The organism is Mucilaginibacter sp. Mucisp73 (assembly GCF_059491465.1).
This window is the reverse complement of sequence record NZ_CP168507.1, coordinates 2,491,097-2,517,594: the sequence shown is the minus strand read 5'-3', so window position 1 is coordinate 2,517,594 and position 26,498 is coordinate 2,491,097. Positions and strand designations below refer to the sequence as shown.

Sequence of the window (26,498 nt, the reverse complement as noted above, 5' to 3'; positions counted from 1 at the left end):
TTAAAGATTTATAAATACAGTTTGTAATCCCGGCGATTGCACGCCTACTACACTTTTACCGTTTTGGGTTTGTACTTTTATAGTAGCGCGACCATTATAAGCCTGCACTTTTCTCGATCCGCCTGAGGTGCCTAAATCATCCAGCAGGATGCCATCTCCGCTGAGCGAAAAGCTGATCCAGTTTATAGCATCCAGGCATTGAATGCCATTTTTATCTAAAACCTTAACCTGTACTGTGGCAAAACCATTTTCATCGGCTATTTTCTCAACTATCAATTTGGCCGGTTTGTCCCATTTATCGGTTTGATAAACCTGGTTAATCTCATCGGTTACGGTAGTTTTGCCTTTATGAGCCACTACGCGGATATTGTTACTGCCTTTGTTAAATGTCACCACCCAGCGCAGACCGGCCGCCGGAAAATCCTGGCTGTTTCGTTTTTTCACACCGTAACTTTTGCCATTCAGAAAAAGCTCTGCGGTTTCACAGTTGGAATAAACTTTAATTATCTTCTGCTCTCCGTCAGTTCCCCATCGCACAGGCCAGGTATGCCCGTAGATATGCGCCATAGGTTTGGTTGTCCAATACGATTGAAAAACGTAGTATGATTCCTTTTTGGTCATGTCTCGTTCCAGAACGCCCTTTTGGTTCATATAGGGGATTGGATTGTCCGGTCGTAAGGGTGTCGAAAAATCTTTAAATACCCAAAAGGCCGATCCCGTTAGCCAGGGCATAGTTTCCTGCTCTTTTAAATGCCAGTCGAAAAGATTGCAGATATAGCTTTCGCTCCAGTCGCCATCCTTTGAAACCCTTGCATCTCCGCCGGAGAGCGACGCGTCACCCGCACGTTCATCAGCACCGCCGCCCGTTTTAATATTCACAAAGGCTTTATCAGGATCTTCGGAATGACGCAAGGCATGGCTATCCCCACCCCACTCTGCATGAAAAAAATGTTTTACTTTATTAAACTCATCAAGAGTGGTTTGCTTGTACTCGTTATAAGTGCCACGGTACCAGCCTGCCCATATAGATGGCGAATACACATCGACAATATCTTTGCAAAAATCACAGCGGCGAATGGTGGTTTTGCGGAATGGATCGAGCCGGTGGGCAAGGTCATTTTGCTCGCTCATAAAAGCCCTGATCTTCGCCTTATCAAATTCCGGGAAGTCTCCTTCCCAATCGTTCTCGTTCCCAAGTCCCCATAAAATTATCGCCGGGTGATTGTAATGCTGCTCAATCATATTGGTAAGCATTTGCCTGGCCTGATTTTTATAAATCTCGCCACCCAAACCGCCTCGGCACCAGGGCTCCTCTTCCCAGGCCAAAATACCCAGGCTATCGCACAGATTGAGTGCAATCCGCGATTGCTGGTAATGGCCCAGGCGAATAAAGTTTATGCCCATATCTTTCATGAGCTGCATTTCCTGCCTGATCATACCTTCGGTCATGGCAGCTGCAACACCTGCCTCGTCTTCATGACGATGGGTACCCCTTAACAATAGGCGTTTACCGTTAAGCATGAAAGGCCCATGATCCACAAATTCAAAATTCCGGAACCCTATCTTTTCCCTTTGGGTAAAAGTACTGCCATTGGCACGTACGCTAACCTCAACAGTATATAACACCGGATGATCTGGCGACCATAATTGCGGCTTTTTAACCGTAAATGAACCAACCGGTATTTCTCCCGCAGTAGAAGATAAATTATATTTTGATTGCTGGATAATTTTACCCTGCGGATCAATGATCTTAATATCACCCTCAACTGCATTTATTTTTTCAGGATCATAGACACGAAGACCAATATTTAACTTCCCTTGCTTACCATCTTTATCAACCTCTGCCTTGGCAAAAACCTTATCCAACGAAACAACAGGTACGTATACTAAAATGAGATACCGGTAAAGTCCGCCATACACTGTAAAGTCCGATAAACGTGACGGAATACTTTCAAGGTCGCGCGAGTTATCACACCTTATTTCGACAGGGATATTTCCTCTAAATTGAGTTTGACAGATCTCTGTTTTCTTAAAGTCATCAACAGCCTTTGTGATATCTACCGTCCACTCATCGTAACCGCCCAGATGCGAACCTACTTTGGTATTGTATACATAAACATCGGTTTTTTGTCCGGCACCTTCAAAATGCAATAATACACGGCCTCTTTTATACGGGTTATTAATGCTTAACTGCGTTCGATACCACCCCGGCCCCTGGTAGTAGTTCATATCAGGATCCACAGCGTCACGGGCATTAAAGCAATGTGGAAGCGTTACCTGCTGCCAGTGCGGAACATCATGCGGGATGCTTTTATCTTCCGGACGAATGGCTTCCCAAATCCCACCTAAATCTTGTCTTATAAACTGCCAGCCCGTATCTAAACGGGTACTTTGCTGCGCGAATAAAGACTTAGTACTCAAAACAAATATCAATATTAAATACAGTCCCAGATTTTTCAACTGCATATTAATGAGTAGTTAATTTATAAGCTACTACCTTTTTTCCAAAAAACGTTGGCACATACAAAATGTGATTAATGGTGTCGTAACCTAAATCGGCCGTATTCATCTTTTGTGCCTCCGAATCAAGCAGGGTTTCTATTTTACCATCGGCTGTTACGTAAAATATGTGCCCCGACCAGCAGGTAATCAAAAAGTCTCCACTACCTACCGGCTCTAAACCATCACCTCCACAGCTTAGCGTGGTAATTTGTGTTAAATTACCCTTGATATCCGCCTTCATAAACTTCGGCCCGCCAAGGATATAAAGATCATTACCAATTGCTTTAAGCCCGTTTACACCATTTACGTTGGTTAAAAAAGTTGTTACCTGGCCCTTTTCAATCCGGTGGATCTTTTTGGTTTTACTGTCTGAAACGTAAACTATCCCTTTGCTATCTACGGTAATGTCATTTAGCATTTTTGCGCTGTCAACCGGGATCTTATTGATCACTTTGCCTGTTTTAATATCAATGACTACCACTTCCGACAAATCGGCTGCATACAATTGATCCTCAACCCGCCCCAGGCCTTTAGGTGAATTTAATCCGGTTGTAAAGTTCAGGTCGATAATCTTTCCATCCAGTCCGATCTTTGCAACCCCACCTTTACCATCAACTGCGCTGGGATTTCCTTCAATTTCTGATACATATAAGATTTTCTTTTTAAAATCCGGTAAAACCGATTCGGGGATCCGTACTACTGTATCAGTTTCCCAAAGCTTTTCCAATTGGTGTGTTTGTGCAAAAGCGCCCTGTACTATAAATGCCATTAAAGCAGGCAATGTTGATTTTAATATCTTTTTCATAGCGGTTTGTTTTATATATCAAGATACAGTTTATAACACAACAGCCTGTGTACCACCGTCAGTTATTCTGTATTTAATTACTTTACTACCCTCAGTAATGGAGATAAGCAGTTTCCCTTTGTTTAGCCGTGAAACCTGAAGGTTAAAAACATGGCCGAATGCATGAATATTATTCAGGGCCATCTCATTCCATCCGTTTGGTAAACGGGGAGTACAATCAAAATTGCTGAAACCTGTTGGCCTGATGTCGAATAAGCCTTCGGTAAAAATCCGGCAGTAAAGCCCGCTTTCGGCCGACAAATGTCTTTGGTTACCTTCGGGATAAGCTTCCACCGGATAAGGCACGTGCTCCCCTAACAGCCTCCTTCGCGAATAATAGCGCAGATAATCCATTGCTTTTTCAGTTTTACCCGCCTGCAATACGCCGCGAAGCGCATACAGGGTTGAACGGTCCCAAAATGTTTCTTTGCCCGCCTGTGTTGCTAATCCATCAGCAGTCCATAAGCTTGGCGAAAACAGGGCATTGATTGTTCCTTCGCTCCTGTCTAAAATACCCATGGTAAGCGGCAGGCAAATCCAGGCACGCAATACATCATTAGTTTCATAGTATTTATAGGTTTCAAAACCCTCAAGAGTTGCCCCAAAGTATTTTTCGATATTGATTTTAAGCGCCGCGGCCTGCTTTAAATATTCGTCTGTTTGTGTTTTGGGCTGATGCAATTGTTTGCCAAGATATGCGGCGGAGATCAGGGCATCATAATAAAGACTGTTGGTTGAAAGGTTGGCTTTGCCTGATGGAAAGCGCCCCTCCAGTTCATCATGATCTGAGGTAACTACCCCCTGATCATTCAGTTTCCGGTGACTATATTCAAGACACCAGGTAATGAGCGGCCACAGTTTTTTGGCCGAATCGGGTTTACCATACGCTAATGCATACCTCGACGCACCATAGGCAATCATAGCCTGGTCTCCCCTGTCGCCGGCCCCTTTCCACACTGCATCACCCTCGGCCACTATCGAACTTGGAATTGGTTTGTATTCCGGGTTCATATACTTTGCAAACAACCGGTAACAGTTCATGGCCGACAGGTTACCGATGCTATCCCCCGAAAAAGCGAAAAATGGGCTGATATATTCGGCCTGATCGTTAGCCCAGATAGCAGCATAATATGCAAGTCCGCCGGGGCCGTGTAGGTAGCCAACTTTGGTTTTATAAATACTCTCGGTCCCCCTAATTTTTGCAAAGGCAAACGCGGTATTCAATAAGGTATCGGGCGTTTTTAATTGCAGGGGCGATAAAATTGCATTTATACGGTTTTCACGAGCCTTTTCTTCAACGTCGGCATCAATTTTAATGGGCTGGGCTGGAAAATCTGTAGCCAGATAATAAACCGAAAAGGTGGTTTTTGCTCCGGGTTGAACTACCCTGCTCCCGGGATCGACAGTACCCATGATCACCGAATGGGGCCTTACCTTACTTTTGGCACTATCTGTCCTAACCTCACGTCGCAGGTATTCCATAGCCACAGTAACCGGTTTATCGGTAATATTGGTAAACACAAACTTTTCAATTACCAGTGGCTTATCTACCGATGGAAAAATAGTCCGGTCGATTTTTACCAGCGCCGGATTACCTGCCGTAGCAGCTATTCTCATGATCCCTTTATGGCTGATACTGGTGATATTGTAGGAAAGATCGCCTGACTTTTTACCGTTGGCCAGGTCTGTCTTTAGCTTATGGTTGTTGACAAAAAAACGCGGCAATTCGCCGTCAACAAATGAATAATCGATGTGGGTCCGCGTGCCATCGGGCAACATCCTGAAAGTAGGAAAAACAACGGTTCTTGAAATAGACGAGTTACCAGCGCTATCTAAGCCATACTGTACCCATACAGATACTTTCTCGCCCGACATTTCGATATGATCGGTGTGGGGCAACCGGCCATTAATAGTCCATTTAATGCTTCCGTCAGGCTGAATCGCCCATCTATCTGTTTGCACGGGCGACACAACCTGCTGGGCATAAACCATATGCGAAAAAATAAAAGTAAGGACAACTAAAAATATTTTCTGTGGATGGATCTTCATATGCTGTATTTGATGGCTCATTAATGCTAATTTAAAATGGCAATGCCTGCTTTCAGACCGGCAGATAGTTCAACCTTTTTTGAGATTCCGGGAATGTTGTTTTTCAGGAACTTGATATTACCGCTTGCGTCACCTTCAACACGTACAAATGCATCCGCAGAACCAGCAACCGTGGTATTCTTTATCAAAGCTCCGGCAACGTTTTCCAACCTGATCACTGCGTGGGATCTCATGGTTTCAGGAATCATGCAGGAATTAAGTTCAATGTTTTTGCCATCCTCGCAAATGAAAGCCGGCCTGAGATCATTATTACCCAATGTAAATTTCACACTGTCGAGTTTTAACCCATCCACATGCCGGGCCCATATACCATAGGCTGGTACAAGCGGACCGAATGTTTTTACTTCGGGATATTTATCAATGGCCTCCGGAACAACCTGCCGGGCATTTTCTTCGCTTCCACCACCGGCCAGGTTTATCTCAATGTTTTTTAAGGTGAGCCCTTTAATATTATGTCCTGGAATCCCTGTTATCAGAATACCCGACGGCGGCATCAGCTGCGCGTTATCAGCAGCTTTTGCCTTCACGTTTTTAATGGTTACATTTTCAAGCGTTCCTACAGGTTGCTGAATATCCTGATCTTTACGGAATACGCTTAGGCGGGCACCTAAACGGATCAGGATAGGCGTTTTTACTTCAACCATAGTAATATCATCAATTTCGATATTCCTGATATTCGCTCCATCTACAGAAAGCAGCTTGATACCTCCGTTAGTCGTGTCATAAATATAACACTCTGAAATCCTGATATTTTCAAATGGCGCCATCGATTCTGTACCGATCTTTATGGCTCCCTGCCCGCTTTTTAGGCGCAGGCCCGAAATCACAATATTTTTGCAGGCCATTTTACTTGATGTTGTTTTGAAACACAGGGCATCATCGCCGCTTACCACATCGCAATTTTTGATAGTAACATCCTGGCAGCCGTCTATATCTATACCGTCATTATGAGCAACGCCCCTGCTCTCAATTTTTACATTTTGAATATTTACCTGCTTACATTGAAAATAATGCGAGGTCCAGGCTGCTGAGTAGTTTAACGTAACACCGCTTACAGAAACATCTTGGCAACGTACAACCCGCAATAAAAAAGGACGCCTGCCCCAGCGCTGTGATTCGGCACGGGTATCGGTTAAGATCTGCTGTGCTTTTAGTTTTGATCCCTGACCGTCAATAATTCCTTCGCCTTCAATGCTGATGTTCTTTTTGTCAACGGCTACAACCAATGCCCAACCTACGCTAATCCCAAGTCCTTCAACAAAGGGATCAAGGTTCTTGTAATCATTAACATCGGTACTACCTAATAAAACGGCTCCTTTATTCAGATGCAGCGTAATATTGTCATTCAATGCAATTGTACCAGTTAAAAACACACCTGATGGAACAACTACCTTACCGCCGCCTATTTTATAGCACGCGTCAATGGCATTTTGAATTGCCATTGTATTTAATGTTGTACCATTGCCGGTAGCGCCATAAGCGGTGATATCCACATCGGCAGCGAATAACCTACAATCAGATGCCAGCACCATAAATGCGATACAAAATAACAACCTTATCAGCCTGTGCATACTTATTTTTTCTTTTCGGCTTTAATCATTTCAGCTCCGGCCAGTAATAATGCGCCTAAACCATGTGTATCGTTCAGTTCGGTTGGGCGGGTATAATAAAATTTGATGTCGGTGTCCATATTAGTGCCGATACAAACATCCTGCAGTTGACCGTCGGCAGTTACTTTTGAGGCTAAGCCTTTCCATCCTTCACGGGCAATGGCTATATATTTTTCATTTATCCAGCTCTGGTTTACCGCCCTGGCCACCGCATAAGTATACATAGTTGTAACCGATGTTTCGAGATATGAATCTGGTTTATCCAATAGCTGATGCCATAACCCGGTTTGATCCTGGTAACGGGCGTAACCTACTATTTGCCTCAACAGCAATTTGATCAGTTCAGCACGTTTTGGATGGTTTGCAGGCAAATTGTTTAACAACTCAACCTGAGCCATGGCTATCCAGCCGTTGCTGCGGCCCCAGTGGCCTACACCATTGGTTTGGTCATCGCTATAATAATTATGAAAGAACAGACCTGTAGCCGGATCATAAAGGTATTTGTTGAAATTCTCGACCTGCTTAATAGCATCATCAAAGTATTTATTATCGCCGGTAAGCTTACCCATACGTGCTAAAAACGGAATGCTCATAAACATATCATCGGCCCAAAGCGTACCAAAACGGGGCTGCGGGCGGGCAAGTGTACCATCAGGCAAACGCATTTGTTTAGTTAAGATATAGGCCGCAGATCTTTCTAAATAAGCCTTATAATCCTTCCTTTGGGCAAGGGCATCCACATCAAATAATCCGGCCGACATTGCCCCGCAGGCATCGAGATTGGTTATATTGAATACAGAACCATATTCAACCTTACCTGCTTTTGCTTTGTAAAGTGTTTCGAAATAACTGAGGTTATCAAAAATAAACGCGAAATTATGCTGGGAATAGTCTGAATATTTTTTGTCACCAAGCACATCGGCGGTTTGCATCATGCCTATAGTTAAAACACCATTTACATATGCCCACTTATTGTATTTACTGTCTGCCTTAAGATCTATGGATGGAGCCAAACCCTTTGTAGAATTATATTTTTCGTTTGTTTTAGCATTGACAAACTGGAATGATGTTGTTTTAAGAACATTATCGGCTACGCGACGCACAACATCTTCGGTATTAACATCCTGCCCAAATGCTGCCGAAGCATAGGCTATTAGCATCAAGTATAAAAATGATTTCATTTTAGCTGTTTTTAATTTGATTGTTATATGTTTTTTGCCGGCGCTTTCTTTTTGTTTTTCTCACGGACTGCTTTCACCTGTGCTGCCGTAATTGCACCGCCTTTATTACCAAAACTTTTCCTTACGTAAGTCAACACATCGGCAATTTCCCGGTCCTTCAAAAAATCATGGGCAGGCATTACGTTTGAATATGATTCACCATCAATATCAACGTTTTCCGAAAAACCGTTGAGCACCACTTTAATTAGCTGAGCGTGATCGCCCGTTACGTAAGAGGTTTTAATCAATGGCGGATTCATGTTTGGAACACCTCCGCCATCAGCCTGGTGGCAGGTTAAACAATGATTTACATAGATAGCTTTGCCATTTGCCAGGGATGCCGCAAGGCCGGCAGTCTGCTTCACTTTTGTATTAGCCCTGGTTTTAACCTGCGCCATAAGCTGAAAGCAGCTAAAAGCAAAAAAAAGCGTAAATAAATATTTAGTCATTTGTCTATTACTTTTTGAGGTAGATAATGCGGTATATGGTACCTTTCGAATCATCTGTAACATATAATGAACCATCCGCACCCTGAGCAAGACCACAGGGACGATGGTCTGCGCGCCCGGCCGCAGTTTTCTCTGGTGAGCCTGAAAAACCGTCAGCAAATACTTCCCAAGCGCCATCAGGTTTACCATTTTTAAATGGCTGAAAAACCACGAAGTACCCAGCCTGCGGTTCAGGTGCCCTGTTCCACGAACCATGAAAAGCGATAAAAGCACCGTTTTTATATTTCTCAGGGAATTGGTTTCCGGTATAAAACAACAAGCCATTGGGTGCCATATGGCCGGGATAGGCGACGGTAGGATCAAGAAACTTAGCATCAGCCTCTTTTTTTCCGTCGCCGCCGTACTCAGGAGCCTGGATCTTTTTATGCTGGATCTGATCGTAATACATATATGGCCAGCCTGCATTATCGCCTTTTTTAAGGGCATACATGCACTCGGCAGGTAACTCGGCTGATTGTTTGGTAGTGTACAACTCGGGCCATGAACTGTTCAGGTTATCCCTGCCATGTTGCATTACAAAAAGCTGGTTGTCCTGCTGGTTCCAGTCCATACCTACCATATTTCTTAAGCCGGTTGCGTACCGTACACCATTGCCATAGGTTTGATTTAATTTATCAGTTTTAAACTGCCATACCCCACCCATCGAATCCAGTATCGGGCATCCCGGTATCCCCGGCGAATGCAGGCCACGGTCTTTTTCCTGGCACGAGTTAAACCACGCACCTATATTTACATAGATATTGCCATCGTTATCCAAAGCAAATGATTTGGTTTCGTGCTGGCGACCGGCCTTTAGCCCGGTAATGATTTTTTCGGGCTGATCAGGATTGATCACTTCGTTATTATCATTCACTTTATACCTGAACACTTCGGTATTTGACGAGGCGTACAGATACCCGTTCTTCAAATAAACTTCAGTGCCGCCATAAGTGCCAAAGCCCGATTTAAGTTCAGCCTTGCCATTGGGCGCCTCATGCAACACCAAAATACCCTTCCCTTCTTTATTAGGTTTGGCCAGCTTTACATAAATATCGCCCTGCGGCGTAACTACTAAATGCCGGGCCTTTGCTCCGGTTTCGGCAACTTTTAGGGCACCGAAACCGGCAGGTAATTTTAAACCTGCGTTATCGGCATCAGGCACCACTTCTGACACCGGTTTAAGGGCATAAAGCATTAGGCTTACCGGCAGGATCGTAAGAATTGTTGCCCACTTAAATAGTATATTTTTCATGCTGTTTATTTGATTACAATTCTTTTTTAGTTGTATTAGCCAGTTTGGTATCATTCACCGGACGGCTGTTATAAATATTAAAATCCTTTACCTCGTTTAAAACAAACGTTGGCGAACCAGCTGCTTTCTGTGCTTTAACATGTTGAAAATCTGCACCGGTTACATGGTCAAGAATAAATGGCGGACGAAAATCATCCGAGATATAACTAACCTCTACGTCGTTCACTTTTAAATCTTTAACATTGCGGATAAAAAAGCCGTATGAAGGCATAGTACCGAAGCGATAGGGTTCAGGATATTCCTTTTCTAAACCAGGTACTTCACGTTCCGATTGCTCTTTTGTGCCCCCACCTTTATAGTAGATTCTGATATTACTCAACCTCAGGTCTTCTATATCATGGCCCGGGATCCCGCTTATAATTGCCCCATGCTTATTATCTGCATTATAACATACCACATTACTGATAATCACACGCCTGAGCGCTCCTACAGGTGCACTTTCAGGCCCGCGCATGCGTGCACCAAGCCTCACAAAAATTGGGGCGTTCACAATATCACGCATGGTTATATTGGTGATGGTAACATCCTCTAAAAGGGCACCGTCGACAGTTTCAAGTGCCAGGCCACGGCAGTAATCAAACACGCAGTTGGAGATGGTAACATTCTTAAAACCACCGTTTGATTCGGTACCCATTTTTATGCGGCCCGTAGGGTTGCCGTCAGAATATTTTTTTTCGTTGCGGGTAAAAGTGCCGGCCAAAAATGAGCCTTCGTCATAGCCACTCACCTGGCAATTGGTAATGGTAACATTTTCGGTAGCCCTGGCAAAGCCAAGTCCGTAGGTGCTTTTTAGGCAAATACCATCGTCGTAAGGCGAATTAACGCTGCAATTTGAGATGCGTACGTTACGGCAGCAGTCAATATCCATACCGTCGCGGTTGGTATCCATTTTTACATTATCAACAGTGAAATTGTCTATCCCGGTGGCCAGGATTCCAAACCAACCACCGTGTAAAATGGAAATGTCCCTGATAATTACATTACGGCATAAATAAAGACTGATCGTTTTGTTGGGGCGCTTATCATCTTCACCCTTATTGCTCCGCACCAGGTCTTTACCCCAAATTGTACCCGGACCTAATATGGATATATCATGCAGGTTTTCGCCCCAAATCAGGCTGTTATGCCAGTGCCTGTGTCCGAAGTCCTGATAGTTATTGTCTATTTTTGCTTCAGGTTCATCATAACCTGAAGCGGTTTCAATAGGTGCCGCAATTATAGTTGCACCCTGATCGATATACAGACTTATCCCACTTTTTAGATGAATAGAGCCGCTTAAATAATTCCCTGCCGGAAAATAAACAGTTCCGCCGCCGGCCGCTGCTGCAGCCTCAATTGCTTTATTGATATTTTGGGTATCAATTGATTTACCATCGCCTTTTGCCCCATATAACTTTACGTTATATGGGGATGTTTCGGGCGAAGTACTATCATTTGCCTGAGCTTGAATGAAGCAGAATGGCAAAAGAAAAATCAAAAGAATACGAAATATGGTATTGTTGTTTTTCATAGTATTTTTTATCGCTTTACGTTATGTACGTCTTACCTACTTCCGGCTTACCAACCCGGGTTTTGCGGATATGGAGTACCTGTAATTGTTGCATCTATTTGTGTTTGCGGGATTGGGCGAAGCACATGAAACGGTTTAATATTAGCTTTGCCATCTGTATTATGCAGTTTTACCCTTTCCAACAGTTTACCTGTCCTTGCAAGGTCAAGCCAACGTACAAGTTCACCGCACAATTCTCTCGAACGCTCATCCAGGATGAAATCCAGCGAAAGCTTATCAACAGTGATATCCATTGCTGCTGCATTGCCTGAAGGATAAGCAGCCCTTTCACGAATGGCATTAATATATGGCACTGCGTCACCGGCACGGCCATCCATAAATAATGCTTCGGCAGCAATTAAATACGTTTCGGCCAGGCGATATATGATTATAGGCCTGCTTGAGGGTGAGTTTTGATCAGGGCGCTTAGTATCAAAATACTTGATCATAGCAGGCGACAAAGCAATGCTGTATTTAGACGGAGGAATAACCTGGTAACGGTAACCTGCAATCTGTGCCGAAGTCATAGCTTTACCAGGCATCCAGATAGCGGTGTCACCTACTGTAAATTTAGGTGCGCCGGGCTGAGCACCAACAGGCGCACCGGCTGGCAACGGATTAGACCACGTAGGTATTGAAGCTGCATTGTTGCATAACCAGGCTGTTTGAAATGTTTTATTATAACGCTGGTCATTAACCCTTTCACTAAATACAGTATCGGTAAGCCAATGCGTAGGTACTACACGGATATACGGACGCCCGTAAAGGGTACTGCGCTGCATGCCGGGCTGCACTTCATACTTAGGTACAAATAAGTGGCACAGCAAGTTATCAGGGCCACTGTTGTTTTGGGTAGCGGAACCGTTGTAGGCCAGTGTAGTAGTGTGTTGTACAGTCCAAAGTATTTCACTGTTAGTTTCATTGCCTTCAGCAAATACTTTCCCGAAATCCTGCTGCAATTTAATACCTCCGGCGGGTGCAACGTTTGTTATAAGATCGATTGCTGTTGCATAGGCATTTTTATAGTCATCTGCCTGTTTAGCCGATGAACCCGCCCTTGTTAAATATACTTTTGCAAGCATGTGCATTGCGGCAGCTTTTGTAGCCCTGCCAGGTTGTACACCATTGGTTAAAGGACTTGCAGGAAGAACTGCTATAGCATCTTTCAAATCCTGTACGATGAAATTATACACATCGGCCATTTTGTCCCTGTTAGCCGAAGTAGTAGGTACCGACTGAAATGTTTTATTTAAAGTAACGTCGCCCCAAAACTGAACTAATATAAAGTAATAATTTGCCCGTAAAAACTTGGCCTCACCAACCATACTCGCTGCCGTTGTAGCGTCAATACCGGCAGGAACATTACCAATTAAGCCATTACATGTGTTAATATAGGTGTAGCAGTTTTTCCAGATGGTAGCAACCGTACCATCCGCAGTATTAAAGTTGCTGTTATATTTTACCAGGCCGTTGTTTCCATCGTTACCGGCAATAAATTCGTCGGTGCCGGGTACGGTTAATTCAAAATAGGTATCCGGCCCCCAAATGGTTCTGAAACCTGCATAGGCTGCAGTGAGGCCTGCCTGAAAGCCTTGGCTTGTTGTAAAAAAAGCAGGGGTAAGTGTTGATTTCGGGTCTTCTATCAGTGTTTTTTTACATGCTGTAGTTAGCAGACCTAAAAACAAACAGGTGTATAAATATATAGATATCCTTTTCATCTTATTTAAATTTAAAGTGTCATGTTAATACCGAATGTAAATGACTTTGTAGGAGGCGTATCAACGTTTAAGCTTCCGGCTGTTTCCGGGTCCAAACCATGATAAGTATTACGATACGGAGAAAAAAGAATAAATGGATTTTGCGCCGTAGCATATATTCTTAGTGACCGTGCACTGATACGTCTGGTTATCGATTCGGGCATATTATAGCCTAAGGTCAGGCTCCTGATTTTTAAAAAGGTACCGTCAAAATAACTTAAAGTGGATGAATAAGGCGTATTGGTTGAAGCAGAATTGGGTTTAGGATAGTAATTCTGATGATTGGTTGGTGTCCAGTAATCCTCATTCAGGTTATTATAATTACCCTGGAAGGTGTTAATAAAACTTCCGCTCTGGAACATTTTGGAGGTGATTAATCCCCCCACCCTGTAAGCGGCTACTACCGTAAAATCAAATCCTTTATAACCAATGCGGTTGGTAAAACCGCCGGTATAAGTTGGCTGATCTGACCCAAGTACAATCCTGTCGGCAGCGCTGATCTTTCCATCTTTATTTACATCCTCTACCCTGATAGTGCCAATCACAGAACCGGTACCGGTGGTTGTAAGACCTAAGCTTTTAGCCTGGGCAGTATCGGCAGCTGTATTTTGCCAGATGCCAATCTTTTTATAATCAAATATGGCATTGATAGGCTGCCCCACAAACAAACCGTTTGTGATATCCTGGGTAACTCCGCTTGCTAATTTGGTTACTTTGCCCCTGTTAAAGGCAATATTGAAATTGGTAGTCCAGCTAACGCTGTTCCTGCCGTTACCGGGTAAATTGATGGTGCTTATGCTTACTTCAATCCCTTTATTTTGCGTTTGGCCCACATTAGTTAAAATACTGTTTGGTATGCCCGAGGTTGGCGGCAATGATAATGGTAACAGTAACGACCTGGTATACTGATGGTAAGCTTCAACCGTACCCGTAACCCGTCCCTGGAAAAGCCCGAAATCAACGCCCGCATTTAATGTAGAAGTATACTCCCATGTTAGATTTGGATTAGGAACATTGGTTGGATAAGCACCTGTAAGGTTGGTAGAACCAAAGTTATAGTTAACAGATGATAAAGCGCCCAAAGTTTGGTAAGGGTTGATAGCTGTATTACCAACTGTACCATAGCTCGCTCTTAATTTAAGGTTTGACAGTACGTTTGAGTTCATCAAAAACGGCTCCTTGGTAACATTCCATGCAAGTGCTGCCGATGGGAATACATGATATTTATTACCCGGCGCCAGGCGCGACGACCCGTCTGAACGCATGGTTAAGGTAAGCAGGTATTTATTGGCATAGCCATAGTTTACCCTCGCCATGTACGAAATGATGTCCCACTTAGAATATGATCCGGAGCCGCTTAAATTTGCGCCGTACTGTGGGTTAAAATACTGGATACCATCCGACAGGATATTGTTGTAGCTAAATGAATTTGACTGCGACTGGCTCTCCTGTAAACTGTAAAGGCCTGTAAAATTAACATGGTGCTTTTGCGCAAATACTTTATCGTAAGTCAATATATTTTCAAGCGTATAATTATAGCTGTAAGTACTTTGGTTATTTGCTGTTGATGCGCCACCCAGGTTATTGGTAGTAGCGCTGGCGTAGTAGTTGCCATAAATATCAGGCCTTATTTCGGCACCGCCGTTAAACCTGTATTTTAATCCGGGTGCAAGGTTGGCTTCAAGGTAAGCTGTTGTAAAAGTTCCGAACCTTTTTCGTGTTTCAACAGCAGCGCCCGGAACAAAATTTGCGAGCGGGTTCCATACCTGGTTAGCGCTTCCGGCTGTAAAGCCTACTAATTTGCCGGTGGCATCATCATATGGAGTTGAAAGCGGGCTGGCCCTTAAAGCCTGACCAAGCGGGTTAGCATTTTCACCATTGGTGTAGCTTAGGGTATTCAGGCTGCTTAAACCAACTCTTACATATTTACCCAATTGCTGATCAACACTCAGTTTAACAGAATAACGCACAAATGACTGACCAAAATAGATCCCTGTTTCGTTGTAATATCCACCTGATATGGCATACTGGGTAAGCTCATTACCGCCTGCAACACCCAACTGATGGTCTGTTACAAAACCATTTTTATAGATCAGTTTTTGCCAGTCAGTACTGCGGCCACTTTTTATCGAAGCCACCTCTTGCGGGGCAAAAGAGCCATCGGTTAAAAATGCAGGATCATCAATCCCGGTATATTTACCAGGATTACCATTGTATAGTCCCCATTTTTTGAGGTCTTCAAACTGAGGCCCGTTCATGATATTATACTGGCCCATCGGTTTATTGAAACCGGCATAAGCACTATAACTAACAGCAGCCGGGCCCCCCTTTTTCCCCCTGCGTGTAGAAACCAGCAAAACACCGTTTGCACCTCTTGAGCCATAAATAGCAGTAGATGAAGCATCTTTTAATACCTCTAATGAGGTTATGTCATCAGGATTGATGTCATTCAAACTTCCGTTAAAGGGGATCCCGTCAACTACAATAAGCGGTGAGTTTGAGGCATTTATAGATCTGTTTCCACGGATTAAAATAGAGGGGGACGCACCAGGGTGGCTATTACCACCGCTTTTCTGGATATCCACACCAGCGGCCTGCCCTTGTAAAGCCTGGCCAAGGTTAGCGGCCGGAACATCACGCAATGATTGCTCACTAACTGAAACGATTGAACCTGTTACGTCGGACTTTTTCTGAACACCATAACCAACCACAATAACATCACTTAACGACTTCAGATCGCCCGTCATGGTTACGTTGATGCTTGTTTGATTGTTTACAGCAACCCTCTGTGTTTTGTATCCAACGGAAGAAAATATAAGTGTAGCATTAGCAGGCACCTTAATGGTATATTCACCTTTGGGGTCGGTGATCACCCCTCTTCCCCCTCCTTCTATACTTACAGAAACACCCGGCAGGGCGCCATTTGAATCGGTTACTTTACCTGTTACTGTAATATCGGCAGCTTCAATATTTTGCTCATTGGTTTTGTTGGTTAGTACACTTGGTTTGGCGGAAGCTGATTTATCGTAAATTACAATTCCGGTATTTATCTCTTTAAATGACAAAGGGGTTTTAGCGAATAAATAATTAAGGATTTTGCCCAACGGTTCATCTTTGAATTTACGCGGGTTTACTTTATAGCCGTTTAATTCAACCGGGTTGTAAGAAAATCTAATGTTAGTTTGTTTCTCAAGTTTATCAATTGAGCTTTGCAACGTTTCATTACCAAATACGATTTTCACAGGAGAATCTGAGATCTGGCTCGTTGCATGTTTGGCAAGCAACACCTGGCAAAATACCAGAGAGCTAACCATAACAATCGATGATACCTTCATGAAAAAATTAAAAAATTTAGTTGATTTTTTTTCCATCTTTACGAGGTTTTTATTCTAAAAAACTATATGAATTATTGGATTAGCTTGGAACCTGCCAATAATTTATATCTGCACTCTCTGCCAACGCCCCTGCAGCCCGGCTTCGGGGGTACTGGCTTTTTGGATTTAACTGTTTTCGTTTTTTGCCAGATAAACCTCCTTTCCTTTCAAAACATAATCTAAATGGTGGATGGTTTTAATGATGTCAAGAACATAGGATAGTGTATTATTATTTGAAAAATGAATAGTTGTTATCAAATGATCATTCTCTTTATGACTATAGTTAATGTGAACACCATAAGTGTTTTCCAGCCGCATTACCAGTTCATTAAATGAAACACCGTACAAATTGACCTCGCTTGATTTCCAGGCTGCTACCTTTTCGGCATCAATTGTCCTGATTTGGTGGGTGGCCTTTTCCTGGTCGTAAACCATTTCTTTATCTGGTGTAAGCAAGCCAAAGGTTTCAGTTTTGTTACCGACAGCAACACGCCCCCTGGTAACTGTTAGCCTTACGTCACTGATGTTTTTGTAAAACTTTACATTGAATGCGGTGCCTAATACCTGTGCGTGTAAGCGGCCATAATGAACAATAAAAGGTGAAGTGCTATCGTGCTTTACATCAAAGTAAGCTTCGCCGTTAATAAGCTGTACCTCTCTCGTTTTTCCAAAGCGTTCGGGAAATTTTATGGTTGAACCCGAGTTTAACCATACGGTTGATCCATCGGGAAGGGTTATTGTTTTGAGATTGCCTTTTTTTGCGGTTACAGCCATCATAGCTGCTTTATCTTTAACCGATAATTTGAAGTAAAAAAGCACAGAACTACACATCAAAACCAATGAGGCGGCAATGGCATATTTAGCAGCCGATGTTCTTATAAAATGCCATTTTCCATAAATTTCTTTATGGATGTTATAAAGCATTTCCTTCTCTATAGCCCGCATAGCTTTTTCGTCCTGAAGATGATCATCTCCGGGCCCAAAACCTGGACCGGGCTTGCGCCATTTTATCATTATGAATGTTTTTTAAGTTTATCTCAACCGCTTATAGCAGTCTTTTTGGCTTTGTACTATATATACAAGGTCAGCTGGTTTTGGTACCAGATGTATTTTGCATTTTTTATTAAATGCTGCTATTCATGATCAATAGAAAACAACCATGTTATTAAAGGACATTTCAAAAGATCCCCAGCTTTGTCCGTAATATTTTTAATGCGTTGGAGAGTTGATTCTTGACCGTACGAGGGGTAATATTAAGGGTTTCCGAAATTTCATTGACGGATAAGTTTTGCTGCCGCGATAAAATAAAAACCTCCTGCATTTTTTTGGGCAATTCCCTGATCCCTCCTTCAATCGTGGCCGAAAGTTCTTTTGCTATTAAGCTATCCTCGTGGTTATATTGATCTGTATCTTCCAGGTACAGCAAGCTATCCATGCCTCTTTTTCTGACCGAATCCTTTTTATGAAAATTAATGATGCTGTTTCTTAAACTTCTGAAAAGATAAGAGGCATTATACTTTTCTGGCTGCAGGCTATACCTGCAATTCCATAAACTAATAAAAACAGTTTGCACAAGGTCTTTTGCATCGTCCGATGAACCCGTTGAACGATAAGCACTATGATACAAAGCCCTCCAATTACGTTTATAAAACTCATCAAAGGCATTTATATCTCCGGCCTTAATTAACATGATTAATTCAATTTCTGAAAGCATTACTTAAAACTCAAAGTGACTTAAATTATTGATGTGTATAATCGGTTTAGGATTATAAAACCGGAATTCAATCCGGATAAACTGGTTTCTTTTATTTCTTTGCCGGTATTTGATTTATCAGCCATTTGCTCAGATCATCGGCCGCTTTATCGTTATCAAAATCCATGGCTGCGGGTAGCCGTCCGTTGGTATATTCGTTATACAGCCAGGGATCGCCGACAGCAATTACTGTACCTGCCCCGTATTTGGCCATACCTATAATTACACGGGAGCTATCAGTTAATAATGGCGCCGCCGGGGGCGATAATTTTAGTGTGGAAATATCTTTGAGATAAATTTTTTTTGCCGTTTTAAATGAGGGATCATTTGCCGGAATTGTGATAGCGCCCATTTCAAACTGAGTACCAATAACGTGCTTGTACAAATCATCATTAAAGTGAATTCCAAATTTTTCGGCCAGCTTGTTGAAGTGTGGCAATTCGGCGTTTGCACTGTCATTTGCCATTAATACCAGTATCCCACCACGTTTAACCCAGTCGGTAATAGCTTTAATATGCCTGGCTTCAATATAATTAGGGTTAGCCGTTTCCTTTTTGGTATCAGGGTCAACTATTATATAAATATCTGTCCCAGTCAAATTTTGGGCGTCCGGTTCACTTTCAAGGCTCTTAAGAAGGGCCCCATTCTTTTTAAAAACATCTCCCCAAATAGAGTAACCGCTGCTCCTCTGATCCTCCCAGGTATAATGATACCGTTCTAAAGTACCTGCGGAATTCTTACGGTATTCATTATTAAAAAAATAGTCTAAAGTAACGGTCTTAGTCTGCGCCATTATAGTAGGCCTTCCCAGTAAATTAAATACCAGTAGTATAATGTATCCTTTAATCCTTCTCATATAATTTTGTATCGGCTTTTATTGAATGCTATTATTTGTTAAACCTCGCCACATATCCGCCGCCCACACCTAAACTTAATGACAGTACATCGGTTGGCTTTGCAACGGAGCGCTCTATTTTCAATGTTGCAGAACTCTCCGGATTATCATGAATATCGGTGCATGTAGCAGGCGAGCTGAGGAAACTGAGCGGTATTTTTATGTTTCTGGGCTGAGTTCCGTTCATGACGGCCAAAAACCAGGTATTGCCTTTTCGCCGGGCAAAAACTGCCAGCTCACCAATGGCCGATGACGGCAACACAATCGTTTCGTCCCATGTTGAAGGAATACTTTTGATAATGTCGGCGCCGGGATTTGCCAGCAGATTTTTAGGATTGGCAGCATAGGTTAATAGAGGTGCACTTAAAATAACCGCGCTGGCTATCTGATTAGTCCAGGTAGTGTTTTTACGGCGGTCGCCAAAATGTACCGGTGTATATTCTGCCGGGCCTGCTAAAAAACGGGTAAATGGCAGCGTTGTGCTGTGTGTTGCCCTGTCTTCCAGCTTGCTTGATTCCATACCTTTAACAGCTTCCCGGGTAAGCTCATTGGGCCAGGTACGCGATTGCCCGGTAGGCTTATTTGATCCGTGAAAGTCGACCAGTAAATGCAGCTGTGCAGTCTCTGTTAAAATTGCCTGATATAAATCAACTGTCTCTTTTGCTTCATTGTCAAAAAAGTCAATCTTTAAACCTGCTATTCCCAGATCATGACAACGCTTAAAACGCGCGTGCCTGACGCTTGAATCGCGCAAATCCTTAGAGTGCATCCAAACCCAAATACTCACCCCCTTTTGCTGCGAATAACTAACGAGGTCCCTGATCTCGTCGTCACTCCATTTTTCCCAAAACCCTTCCAGTATATTGTGCTCAAAACCTAACCCGGCTGCCAGACTCGAATACTCTTTCATACCGGCCACCGATTTGTCAGCAGCGCCATCCAAATATTGCCATACTGCCCGTCCCGGCTTTACCCACGAAGTATTGACTCCTTCAGGAAAATATTTTTTATCGGGCGGAGGGCATAAATCGTGTACGGCATCACAATTAACCATTGCATTTAGATCAGCACCGATCATGACCACACGCCAGGGTGTGGTGATGGTTCCGCTAATTGCCGCAGGCTTTAAAACCCTATCAATATCTTCTTTACTATATCTTAGCTCATAAGGATGAGATATGGGATGATGATGAGCTAATTGCAATATCAATTGACTTTGCCCATTAGCCAGCAAGGCCATCCCGGAGTAGTTTTTAAGGTCGGCCTCAGTAATAGAAGCATATCCTGCGTTATCGGGTAACTTAATTGTGGCAGGCGGAGCTATCCATTGACCATTTTTTACAGAGTCAATTAGTTTATGGGTATGCACGCCCTCATAATGCCCGTTAAGGTCATGATACCAAATGGTGCTGCCGGCGGGAATATTAAACGCGGTGGCTTCATCTGGTACGTGGATAACACCTTTATCTCCTGGTATTGTAAAGCTAAAAGCAGCCGCGTCGTTAAATACCCTTACATCAAGTACAAAAGCGGTTTCGCCATGTAATAGTTTAATTTTTGCACCGTTAAAATGATTAACAGCTTTTGAATGTACGCCATACCATGGATAGGTTTCATTTATGCTGTAAGTTGTGCTTCCTGTAATAGTGGCCCGGTTGGTTAATACCGTTTGATCAATACTGACCGACATGGCTGATGTATTGACAACCGGCTGGCTCTTATAAGTGACTGTATAAAATATGGTTCCCTGTTTGTTGAATACTTCCATTCGGACCAGCTTATCCGGGCTGTAAATAACTACATTAACGGCAGCAAACAAGCCTGATGAACAAGCCATCAAATAGAGCGCTATACTTATAGCCACTCTCTTTTTTTTAATAATTTTCATCGTTTACAGCTTGATTAATAGCCCGGTGTTTGTTTAAATGCGGTGTTGCCCACTGCTTTGGCAATATCAATTTCTGTTTGCGGAACCGGCCAGATAGTATCTCTCAGCGGAAACGTTCGCTGTGTTGCGTTCGGGTCTTTAATGGTTGGTATAATTACCCTATCCAAAGCCCATCTTTTTAAATCAAAATATCGTTGTCCTTCAAGTGCAAGCTCAATCCGCCTTTCATGGCGGATCCTTGTACGCATATCATCCTGCAAAAGTCCGGTGGGTATTGGCGGCATATTTACTCCGGGGCGGGTACGAACTGCGTTAATTGCAGCATACACACTGGCATCGGGGCCGGAAACCTCGTTCTGTGCCTCGGCATACATCAGCAAAACATCTGCATAGCGTAAATAAACCCAGTCCTGATCGCTTTGTGTGCCTATAACTGTTGCACGGGTGGAATCAACTCCCTTTTTGTTAAGGAAACCGGCAGAAGCGCCAATAGCCGCCGGAACAAAAGGGATCCCTCCTTTATACAACACGCCGGGCGTTAATATTGTAGCCAATAACCTTGGATCGCGGTTAGCATATGGTGTTGCGGAATTATATAAAGGCGATGTACTGATGGGTTGCCCGTCGGTACATTCATAATCATTAACCAGGTAACTTAAAGGCTGGAAACTTGAGCTGTAGGTATATAAATAATCTGCCGGGCTAAAAGCCGTGGGAACCTGGTAACGCCCCGAGAACATGATCTCGGGGTTGCCGTTTTGTCCCGGTTTTAAAAACAAGTTCCTGTACCCGCCGGTATAAATACGAAACTTGCCGTCGGTTATAATGGTATTAGCGGTAGCAGCAGCCTGCTGGTACTGATGCCTGGCCAGGTATACTTTTACCATATAGCCCATAGCAGTGCCCTTAACGGCATGGCCGGAATAAGCAGTATTGGGTAAATTATTTGCGGCAAAGGTAAGGTCGTTTAAAATGGTATCAATCACCACAGATTTTGGTGTCCTTCCCATCTGGGTATTCGCCGGATCTATGGTGATCTGATGAAGCGATAAAACAACATCGCCATACAATTGGGTAAGCGTAAAATACCAGTATGCCCTTACAAATCTTACCTCGGCCAAATATTGGTTTAAAGTTGCAGATGGCAGGTTGATTTTACGCACGTTATCTAAAAAAGTATTACATGCCTGGATAGCCCTGTAGGCAGTTGAATATGCGTCTGTTTGCAGGCCGCCAACGGTCGGCGTTATGGCTCCCTGCGCTATATTTGAATAGGCACTGCTGTACGCGTTATCACTAAGGCTATCCCAATATGGCGTACCAGCGCCAAAGCCCTGCCCGGTATTTCCGGACGCGGTATAGTTAAAACCCTGGATAAAAAAGCTATAGATCCCCGCTAAAGCAAGGTCGGCATCATTTTGTGTTTTCCAGTAAACAGAGCTGGCAATATCTGCCGGAGGGTTCTGATTTAAAAGATCCTTTTTACAGCTACTCACCATTAAAACGGCTGTCAAAAAAAGCATCAAATATTTTATCGTTGTTTTCATGATCGTTTCAAATAATAAATGTTAAAATGTAGCCCTTACCCCAAAGGAGTAAACTTGGTTTTGGGGGTGTGTAACATACCTTGTGTTGGAAACTATCCTTTCGGGATCAAGACCGGGAAACTTGGTGAACGTAACCAGGTTATCTCCGGCAAAATAGATCCGCAGGCCCGACATAAATAGATGCTTAACCCAATCTTTAGGTAAATTATAGCCAAGCTGCACGTTTTTCAACCTTAAAAAAGAAGCATCTCTTAAATAATATGTGGAAGCTGTGTTGGCATTACTGCTGATGTTTCCCTGGCCCAAAACATAAACCATAGGCATGGTCGTGCTTGGGTTAGATGCTGTCCAGGCGTTTAACCACTCTTTGGGCGGAGGAGATCCCTGGTTAAATGGTTGTATCCCCCAACCGTTAACATATAATTTTTGCCCGTACGAGCCGTAAAAGAACACCGTAAGATCAAAATTATTCCAGTTAACACTTGTGTTAAAAGCGTAATTAAATTTAGGATAGGCACCTGGCACTATTACCCTGTCACTATCATCCACCTTTCCGTCGCCATTGGTATCCGCATACTTCATATAACCCGGCTGCGGATTATATTGCTGCGTTGGCGAGGCTGCTATTTCTGCTGCCGATTGAAAAATCCCCATATACTTAAGCATATAAAAGCTGCCATAAGGTTGTCCCTCCTGGTTAATGGTATTTGTTCCGGTACTTATGGCAGGGGCCCCATAGGAAACTAAAGTGTTTTTATTGGCCTGAATGTTTCCGCCGAATGAAAATCCAACATTACCAAAGCGGTCGTTATATTCAAAAGACGCTTCAATACCGGTATTTTTCATTTTACCATAGTTTATAACGGGTGCATTGAGGCCAAAGTAAAGCGGCGTAAGCGTAGTGGCTGTTTCAAGGATGCCCGATGTTAATTTATCATACCAATCGAACGAGAAGCTGAGTTTGTTGTTCAACACCGTAATATCAGTACCGATATCAAATACCCTTGTAGTTTCCCATTTGATATTAGGGTTGGTTAATGAATTATTAATAACGCCGCTTGTTACCGTAGTGCCTGCAAATGGGTAAGCATAGCTTGTTTTAGTATTGTAGTAGCTTTTGAAATTGTAGGTTTCCTGGTACGGGTAATTACCGATATTTTGATTTCCCAAATTACCCAGAGATGCCCTTAACTTTAAATTATTTAACCAGTTTACATTTTGCAGGAATTTTTCTTTCGTGGCCGCCCAACCTAACGATACCGATGGGAAAAATGCCCACCTGTTGTTTGCCGGAAAACGGGAAGATGCATCATACCGGGCATTGGCTTCCAACAGGTATTTCTCCTGGTAATCATAATTTAAACGCCCGTAATATGAATGCAGCGAGTAAATATTGCTTGTGCCATTGGTTAATTGCGAAGCCACCGGCCCGGCATCAATTTCCTGTAAAGTGTTGGATGCAAATGGTAAGTTACGGAGCCCTTCCAGGTTTTGCGACTTGTTATATTCAACCTGCGTGCCGGCCAGTAATTTAAAGTTATGATCGTTATTAATTGATCGTGAATAGGTAAACTGTGTATAAGCAACCGGGTAAAATGAATTATTATCGGTTACATCAATGCCTTGTCCATTTACATCCAGGGTACGTTCAGGTGCATCGCCGGGCTTTGCAAACCAGTTGTATTGATTAATTACCGGCTTAAAATCGATAGTTTTATTGTAATCGAAGTTAAAGCCGCCGTTAGTTCGCCATTCCAGGCCTTTTAACAAATGAATGTTTAAATAAAAACTGCTTTGTAAATAATAATCGTTTTGTTTGTTGATGGCGTTTTTGGCAATTGCAATTGGGTTTTTGTTGGGTGTTTGAACACTGGGGAATACTGAATTAGTATACCTGCCGCTGCCATCGGGTAATATGGGGCCATACATAGGCTGTTGTGACAGAGCAGATAAAAACTGATCCTGGCTCCCCCTTGATGTATAGCCTCTTTCGCTACTGTTTAAAGTTATTGCCGAACCAAATGTTGCCCACTTGTTCAATTTTGAAGTGAGGTTGAGTTGAATATTGTATTTTTTATAGTAATACCCCAGCATAACATCAGGCTGATCAACATAGCCTAAACCAACATTATAAGTAGTTCCGTTGCTGCCTCCGGTTATACCGAGGTGATGTGTTTGCACCTTAACTGTATTAAAAATGGCATCTAACCAATTGTAGTCGGGGTATAATTTATGATCGGTAGCATTGGTATATAGGGCGATTTGAGCATCGCTATATTTATTGGGATAGTTTGAATTGGTTGCAGCCTGGTTCCAGAGTGTCATGTACTGGGCCGAATTATAGATGAGATTTTTGGGCAATGATGTTGCCCTGGTAATGCCAAGGTTATAATCATAAGAGAGCTGCATTTTACCCTCCTTACCCTGTTTTGTAGTGATTAATATAACACCGTTTGCAGCGCGGGTACCATATATAGAAGCCGAAGCAGCGTCCTTTAAAACCGTTACTGATTCAATATTTTGCGGATCGAGGGCTGTAATACTCCCCGGCAAACCATCAACAATGATGAACGGCGAATTGCCTGCGCTGCTGAAAGTACCCGTACCCCTTATGCGTAAAGAAGTTCCTTCGTTACCGGCTTCGCCCGAACCTTGTACAACGGATAAGCCGGGTAGTTTTCCCTGTAGTAATTGAGTGGGATCTGTAGCCACTCGTTTATTTAGTTCCGATCCCGTTACAGTAACAACGGCACCTGTCAAATCAACTTTCTTTTGGGTTCCATAACCTACAACTATCACTTCACTAAGCCTGTTCGAAGCTTCTTTCATCGTGATATTGATCGCCTTTTTATCGCCTACTACTACTTCCTGGGTTTCGAAACTCACATAGGAGAATATTAATACAGTTTGCTCATCAGGCACCTTTATCGTATACTCACCCTGAGATCCTGTAATACTTCCTATAGTAGCCCCTTTTACCTTTACATTAACACCAGGCAGCGGCTGTCCTTTTTCGTCAATTACCCTACCATGAATGTCAATGCTTTCCTTTACTTCCGCTGCTAACTCTTCCTCCTTTTTTTTTATAATAATAGTTCCCTGAATAATGGTGTAAGTAATAGGTTTATTGCGAAAACACTCATTTAGTGCCTCTTCAACCGTTGCATGTTCAAGATTGATATTTATTGTCCCGGCAAGGGTTGTTTCGGGGTTCACATTTATCAGTATTACATGATAGCCGCTTTGCTTTTCAATATATTTGAGGATTTTTTTGACAGATACATTTTTTTCATGAAGCGTAACTGTTTGACTAAAGCTTTTGGCACTTACGCTGCTAAAAACAGTAATCATTATAATGGCAATCAGTTTCATAACCAATAAAACTTTAGTTATAGCAGGCCACATGCCCGCTACAGACTTAGAAATGAATTTCATACTTTTGTATGGTTTGGGTTAGACGTTAAATTTCAATTATGCTTTCCAGGGATAATTGGTTTACCCAGATACTACCGGGCAGTGTTACGAGCACTTCCCGGTTACTATCTTCGTTTTTCGTAAAATCGTATTTATAAACATCTGTGGCTATAAATACGGGCGGAGTGAATTCCCTTTAGGGAGAGATAAGTATTTGTTTTCTCATCATTTTTAAT

General features: G+C 42.9%; 16 protein-coding genes. All 16 read right to left on the bottom strand.

Annotated elements, in window-relative coordinates; all coding sequences use genetic code 11:
• The 16 genes from ACEN82_RS10615 to ACEN82_RS10540 all read right to left on the bottom strand — a co-directional run bounded on the left by ACEN82_RS10615 (window position 1) and on the right by ACEN82_RS10540 (window position 26,283).
• Window positions 1–2,466: a glycoside hydrolase family 2 protein gene (locus ACEN82_RS10615; protein WP_413319834.1), complete on the bottom strand. Its 2,466-nt coding sequence runs from the start codon at window positions 2,464–2,466 to the stop codon at window positions 1–3.
• Between the two features lies 1 nt (window position 2,467).
• Window positions 2,468–3,307 (bottom strand): SMP-30/gluconolactonase/LRE family protein, encoded by an 840-nt coding sequence (locus tag ACEN82_RS10610; protein WP_413319832.1) that lies wholly within the window; start codon window positions 3,305–3,307, stop codon window positions 2,468–2,470.
• A gap of 30 nt (window positions 3,308–3,337) precedes the next feature.
• The gene (locus ACEN82_RS10605; RefSeq protein WP_413319830.1) at window positions 3,338–5,416 is read right to left on the bottom strand and encodes a glucosidase family protein; all 2,079 of its coding nucleotides are present in this window, start codon (window positions 5,414–5,416) and stop codon (window positions 3,338–3,340) included.
• Between the two features lie 5 nt (window positions 5,417–5,421).
• Window positions 5,422–7,026 carry a glycoside hydrolase family 28 protein gene (locus ACEN82_RS10600; RefSeq protein WP_413319828.1) on the bottom strand — a complete coding sequence of 535 codons (1,605 nt, stop codon included), beginning with the start codon at window positions 7,024–7,026 and terminating at the stop codon, window positions 5,422–5,424.
• A 2-nt stretch (window positions 7,027–7,028) separates the two neighbouring features.
• The gene (locus tag ACEN82_RS10595) at window positions 7,029–8,246 is read right to left on the bottom strand and encodes a glycoside hydrolase family 88/105 protein (RefSeq protein WP_413319826.1); all 1,218 of its coding nucleotides are present in this window, start codon (window positions 8,244–8,246) and stop codon (window positions 7,029–7,031) included.
• Window positions 8,247–8,269: 23 nt separating this feature from the next.
• On the bottom strand, window positions 8,270–8,734 hold the full coding sequence (locus ACEN82_RS10590) for a c-type cytochrome (RefSeq protein WP_413319824.1): 465 nt from the start codon (window positions 8,732–8,734) through the stop codon (window positions 8,270–8,272).
• A gap of 7 nt (window positions 8,735–8,741) precedes the next feature.
• Entirely contained in the window at window positions 8,742–10,025 is a 1,284-nt protein-coding gene (locus tag ACEN82_RS10585) for a PQQ-dependent sugar dehydrogenase (protein ID WP_413319822.1), read from the bottom strand.
• 13 nt (window positions 10,026–10,038) lie between these two features.
• Window positions 10,039–11,595 carry a rhamnogalacturonidase gene (locus ACEN82_RS10580; RefSeq protein ID WP_413319820.1) on the bottom strand — a complete coding sequence of 519 codons (1,557 nt, stop codon included), beginning with the start codon at window positions 11,593–11,595 and terminating at the stop codon, window positions 10,039–10,041.
• A gap of 47 nt (window positions 11,596–11,642) precedes the next feature.
• Window positions 11,643–13,352 (bottom strand): RagB/SusD family nutrient uptake outer membrane protein, encoded by a 1,710-nt coding sequence (locus ACEN82_RS10575; RefSeq protein ID WP_413319818.1) that lies wholly within the window; start codon window positions 13,350–13,352, stop codon window positions 11,643–11,645.
• A gap of 11 nt (window positions 13,353–13,363) precedes the next feature.
• Window positions 13,364–16,762: a SusC/RagA family TonB-linked outer membrane protein gene (locus ACEN82_RS10570; protein WP_495644117.1), complete on the bottom strand. Its 3,399-nt coding sequence runs from the start codon at window positions 16,760–16,762 to the stop codon at window positions 13,364–13,366.
• 129 nt (window positions 16,763–16,891) lie between these two features.
• Window positions 16,892–17,779 (bottom strand): FecR family protein, encoded by an 888-nt coding sequence (locus tag ACEN82_RS10565; protein ID WP_413319814.1) that lies wholly within the window; start codon window positions 17,777–17,779, stop codon window positions 16,892–16,894.
• A gap of 163 nt (window positions 17,780–17,942) precedes the next feature.
• Complete coding sequence (locus ACEN82_RS10560; RefSeq protein WP_413319812.1) at window positions 17,943–18,455, bottom strand: RNA polymerase sigma factor; 513 nt, start codon at window positions 18,453–18,455, stop codon at window positions 17,943–17,945.
• Between the two features lie 115 nt (window positions 18,456–18,570).
• Window positions 18,571–19,374, bottom strand: a complete 804-nt coding sequence (locus ACEN82_RS10555) for a DUF4350 domain-containing protein (RefSeq protein ID WP_413319810.1) — start codon at window positions 19,372–19,374, stop codon at window positions 18,571–18,573.
• Between the two features lie 31 nt (window positions 19,375–19,405).
• Window positions 19,406–21,301 carry a glycoside hydrolase family 97 protein gene (locus tag ACEN82_RS10550; protein WP_413319808.1) on the bottom strand — a complete coding sequence of 632 codons (1,896 nt, stop codon included), beginning with the start codon at window positions 21,299–21,301 and terminating at the stop codon, window positions 19,406–19,408.
• Window positions 21,302–21,315: 14 nt separating this feature from the next.
• On the bottom strand, window positions 21,316–22,848 hold the full coding sequence (locus ACEN82_RS10545; protein ID WP_413319806.1) for a RagB/SusD family nutrient uptake outer membrane protein: 1,533 nt from the start codon (window positions 22,846–22,848) through the stop codon (window positions 21,316–21,318).
• Between the two features lie 21 nt (window positions 22,849–22,869).
• Window positions 22,870–26,283 (bottom strand): SusC/RagA family TonB-linked outer membrane protein, encoded by a 3,414-nt coding sequence (locus tag ACEN82_RS10540; protein WP_413319804.1) that lies wholly within the window; start codon window positions 26,281–26,283, stop codon window positions 22,870–22,872.
• Window positions 26,284–26,498 lie beyond the last annotated feature (215 nt).

What these genes read in the sequence shown, in the direction of transcription:
- ACEN82_RS10600 (WP_413319828.1), bottom strand. Translation starts at nt 7,026, where the DNA reads ATGCACAGGCTGATAAGGTTGTTATTTTGTATCGCATTTATGGTGCTG.
- ACEN82_RS10595 (WP_413319826.1), bottom strand. Translation starts at nt 8,246, where the DNA reads ATGAAATCATTTTTATACTTGATGCTAATAGCCTATGCTTCGGCAGCA.
- ACEN82_RS10605 (WP_413319830.1), bottom strand. Translation starts at nt 5,416, where the DNA reads ATGAGCCATCAAATACAGCATATGAAGATCCATCCACAGAAAATATTT.
- ACEN82_RS10575 (WP_413319818.1), bottom strand. Translation starts at nt 13,352, where the DNA reads ATGAAAAGGATATCTATATATTTATACACCTGTTTGTTTTTAGGTCTG.
- ACEN82_RS10560 (WP_413319812.1), bottom strand. Translation starts at nt 18,455, where the DNA reads ATGTTAATTAAGGCCGGAGATATAAATGCCTTTGATGAGTTTTATAAA.
- ACEN82_RS10615 (WP_413319834.1), bottom strand. Translation starts at nt 2,466, where the DNA reads ATGCAGTTGAAAAATCTGGGACTGTATTTAATATTGATATTTGTTTTG.
- ACEN82_RS10555 (WP_413319810.1), bottom strand. Translation starts at nt 19,374, where the DNA reads ATGAGAAGGATTAAAGGATACATTATACTACTGGTATTTAATTTACTG.
- ACEN82_RS10570 (WP_495644117.1), bottom strand. Translation starts at nt 16,762, where the DNA reads ATGGAAAAAAAATCAACTAAATTTTTTAATTTTTTCATGAAGGTATCA.
- ACEN82_RS10545 (WP_413319806.1), bottom strand. Translation starts at nt 22,848, where the DNA reads ATGAAAACAACGATAAAATATTTGATGCTTTTTTTGACAGCCGTTTTA.
- ACEN82_RS10540 (WP_413319804.1), bottom strand. Translation starts at nt 26,283, where the DNA reads ATGAAATTCATTTCTAAGTCTGTAGCGGGCATGTGGCCTGCTATAACT.
- ACEN82_RS10580 (WP_413319820.1), bottom strand. Translation starts at nt 11,595, where the DNA reads ATGAAAAACAACAATACCATATTTCGTATTCTTTTGATTTTTCTTTTG.
- ACEN82_RS10565 (WP_413319814.1), bottom strand. Translation starts at nt 17,779, where the DNA reads ATGATAAAATGGCGCAAGCCCGGTCCAGGTTTTGGGCCCGGAGATGAT.
- ACEN82_RS10610 (WP_413319832.1), bottom strand. Translation starts at nt 3,307, where the DNA reads ATGAAAAAGATATTAAAATCAACATTGCCTGCTTTAATGGCATTTATA.
- ACEN82_RS10550 (WP_413319808.1), bottom strand. Translation starts at nt 21,301, where the DNA reads ATGAAAATTATTAAAAAAAAGAGAGTGGCTATAAGTATAGCGCTCTAT.
- ACEN82_RS10585 (WP_413319822.1), bottom strand. Translation starts at nt 10,025, where the DNA reads ATGAAAAATATACTATTTAAGTGGGCAACAATTCTTACGATCCTGCCG.
- ACEN82_RS10590 (WP_413319824.1), bottom strand. Translation starts at nt 8,734, where the DNA reads ATGACTAAATATTTATTTACGCTTTTTTTTGCTTTTAGCTGCTTTCAG.